Source organism: Micropruina sp., from assembly GCF_027492755.1.
Classification (GTDB): domain Bacteria; phylum Actinomycetota; class Actinomycetes; order Propionibacteriales; family Propionibacteriaceae; genus Micropruina.
Window position 1 is genome coordinate 8,973 of record NZ_JAPUED010000114.1, and the last position, 3,249, is coordinate 12,221.

Annotated in this window: 2 protein-coding genes and 1 riboswitch; both genes read left to right on the forward strand. The window is 69.8% G+C overall.

Annotated elements, in window-relative coordinates; translation table 11 throughout:
* Positions 1-66 precede the first annotated feature (66 nt).
* Positions 67-195, forward strand: a riboswitch (TPP riboswitch).
* A complete protein-coding gene (locus Q0066_RS07990) occupies positions 189-1,544 on the forward strand; it encodes a cytosine permease (RefSeq protein ID WP_298131802.1) in 1,356 nt (451 codons plus the stop codon). It overlaps the preceding riboswitch by 7 nt.
* Before the next feature lie 72 nt (positions 1,545-1,616).
* Positions 1,617-2,951, forward strand: a complete 1,335-nt coding sequence (locus tag Q0066_RS07995; protein WP_298131804.1) for an MATE family efflux transporter — start codon at positions 1,617-1,619, stop codon at positions 2,949-2,951.
* The last annotated feature ends 298 nt before the right edge of the window (positions 2,952-3,249 follow it).

A 3,249-nucleotide genomic window follows, 5' to 3' on the forward strand; every position in this document is an offset into this window, starting at 1 on the left:
CGGCGAGCGGCCAGGGACGGCAGGGACGGATGCGGTGACGTCCGAGGACCGCTAGCGTGTCGGCTACCAACAAGCTTCGGGAGCTCGCGCCAGATGGCGGGCTGAGAGGGCGGAGTGCGATCGGTGATCGCGGGTCCGCCGACCGACTGAACCTGTCCGGGTAATGCCGGCGTAGGGAGGTTGCGTCCATGGCGACGTCCGATCCGACCACCATGCCCACTGCGAACCGGCAGCGTCCGGCGTCCGAACGCGTCGAGGCGCCGGTGGTGCTCACCGACAGCCCACCGCGTCCGCTGCGGTTCTTCGACCAGTTCGCGATGTGGGCCAACCTCGGCATCAGCCTGTTCGGACCGCTGACCGGGGCGCTGATCGCCGCCACCACCGGCTCGGTCTGGACGGCGATCGCCGCCATTGTGCTCGGCTGCGGCATCGGCGCGGCGCTGCTCGGCACCTCGGCGGTCTTCGGCGCGACCACCGGCGTGCCGGCGATGGTGTCGCTGCGCGGACTGCTCGGACGCCGTGCCTCGGTGGTGCCCACGCTGCTCAACATCGGCCAGAACATCGGCTGGGCAACCATGGAGATCATCGTCATCTCCACCGCCGCCACCGCGATCGTCGGGGACGCCTGGCGCTGGCCGTTCGTGATCCTGGCCGGCGCGGTCGCCACCACGATGGCCGTCCGGCCGCTGGGCAGCGTCCGGCTGCTGCGCAAGGTCATGGTGTGGCTGGTGCTGCTCGCCTCGGTGGTGCTGTTCGTCCAGGTGCTGCTGCAGCCGGCCGGCGACATCCCGCAGGACGCGGTGCTGGGGTTCTGGCCGGCGGTCGACCTGGCAGTGGCCGGTGTGGTGTCGTTCGCGCCGCTGGCCGCCGACTACAGCCGGCATTCCCGGACCAAGCGGGCGGCCTTCTGGGGCTCGGCGCTGGGATACGGACTGGCCGCCGTCGCCTATTACACACTCGGCGTCTTCGCCGTCGCCCACCTGGGCGCGACGGACGTTCTGGGTGCGCTGCTGGCACTTCCTGCCGGCGCGATCGCGCTCAGCATCCTGCTGATCGACGAGGTGGACGAGGCGTTCGCCAACGTCTACTCGACCACCATGTCGATCCAGAACATCGCGCCGAACCTCGATCGGCGGGTGGTCGCGATCGCGGTCGGTGTCGTCGCCACATTGCTGGCCGGGCTGCTCGACTTCGGGCAGTACCAGTCCTTCCTGTTCCTGATCGGCTCGGTGTTCGTGCCGCTGTTCGCCGTAGCCGCGACCGACTTCCTAGTGGTCAGCCGGCAGCGCTGGGACGTCGGCGAGCACTCCCGGGTGCGCTGGGCGCCGGTGCTCGCGTGGGCCGGTGGTTTCGTCATCTACCAGTTGATCAACCCGGGCACGGTTCCCGGCTGGTCACCCTTCTGGGTGCAGGTCGCCTCGGCGATCGGGTTCGTCGCGCCGTCCTGGCTCGGGTCGTCGGTTGCCGCGATCGGGATCTCAGCAGTGCTGATGGTGCTGCTGGGACGGCGCCGATACCCACCAGAATCCGGTTCGAACGGGTGAAGGAGCCCGGAGCGGACCGCGCTCTCGCGGACGGCGGAGGGAACGCACCAAGGTCAGGGTTACGTTGATCGGGTGCGCAGCCCCACTCTGACCCGGCAGATCCTCGGACTTGCCGTGCCTGCGTTCTTCGCGCTGGTGGCCGAGCCGCTGTTCCTGCTGGTGGATTCGGCGATCGTCGGGCACCTGGGGACGCCGCAACTCGCCGGCCTGGGGGTCGCCGGGTCAGTGCTGGCCACGGCCGCAGGGGTGTTCGTCTTCCTGGCCTACGGCACCACCGCCACGGTGGCGCGGGCGCTCGGTGCGGGCGCCACGGACAAAGTCGTCTCGGCGGGGCTCGACGGCACCGTGCTCGCCGCGATCCTGGGCGTCCTGACCGCGATCGGGGTGGGCTTCGGGGCAGAGACGTTGTGCGCTGCCTTGGGTGCCGATGGCGAGGTGTTGCACCACGCGACGATCTATCTGCGGATCTCGGCTCTCGGTCTGCCGGCGATGCTGATCGTGATGGCGATCATCGGAGCTTTGCGCGGCGTCCAGGACACTCGCACTCCGCTGTTCGTGTCGATCGCCGGCTTCACACTGAACGCGCTGCTCAACGTCGGCCTGGTCTACGGGCTCGGCTGGGGTATCGCCGGCTCGGCCTGGGGCACGGTCGTCGCTCAGTACGCGATGGCGTCGGCGCTTGTCGCCGTCTGGTTCGTGCGGCTACGGGCGTCCGGCGCGACGCCCCGACTGCATCCGGCCGGTGTGCTTGCCGCCGCAGCGAACGGCGTCCCGCTGATCATCCGGACGCTGTCGCTGCGCGCCATTCTGCTGCTGACCACCTGGGTCGCGGCCTCGCTCGGGCAGGTGCCGCTGGCCGCGCATCAGGTGGCCTTCACCGTCTGGACCATGCTGTCCTTCGCGTTGGACGCCCTCGCCATCGCCGGCCAAGCGCTCACCGGCAAGGGGCTGGGCGCCTCGGATGTCGACGGCGTCCGGGCCGCGACGGCGACGATGATCCGCTGGGGAGTCATCGGCGGGGCCGTGGTGGGCCTGCTGGTGGCGCTGTCCGGCCCGCTGCTGGCGCCGCTGTTCTCCGCCGATCCACTGGTTCAGTCGGCGGTGGTCGCGGCGCTGATCGTCGTCGGTGTCGGGCAGCCGATCTCGGGCTACGTGTTCGTGCTCGACGGCGTGCTGATCGGTGCCGGCGACGCCCGCTGGCTGGCCGGCGGCATGGCGGTCGTCCTGCTCGGCTACCTGCCGGTCGTCGTCCTGCTGCGGCTCAACGCGGACGCCCTCGCCGCGCAGGGACCGGTGGCAGCGACCGTCGCGCTCTGGCTCGGCTTCACGGCCTTCATGCTGATTCGCGCCGGCATGCTGCGCGTGCGCGAACGAGGCGACCTCTGGCTGGTCACCGGAGCCGGTTAGAACCGTCCCCGGCCGGGGCCGTGGTTGGTTGACCTTGTCGACCTCGCTCGGCAGGGTCTCGACAAGCTCGACCAACGGGACCAACCGGCTCGCACGCCCGGGGACGGTTCTCCGACATTCGAAATTCGTATCGATGGGGACGGTTCTTCGACGTTCGAAATTCGCATGCCCAAGAACCGTCCCCGGACGTGCGAGATTCGCATGCGTAAGAACCGTCCCCGGACGTGCGAGATTCGCATGCGTAAGAACCGTCCCCGGACGTGCGAGCTCGGATGGTCGAGCGATGGTGGCCTCTGGA

What these genes read in the sequence shown, in the direction of transcription:
- Q0066_RS07990 (WP_298131802.1), top strand. Translation starts at nt 189, where the DNA reads ATGGCGACGTCCGATCCGACCACCATGCCCACTGCGAACCGGCAGCGT.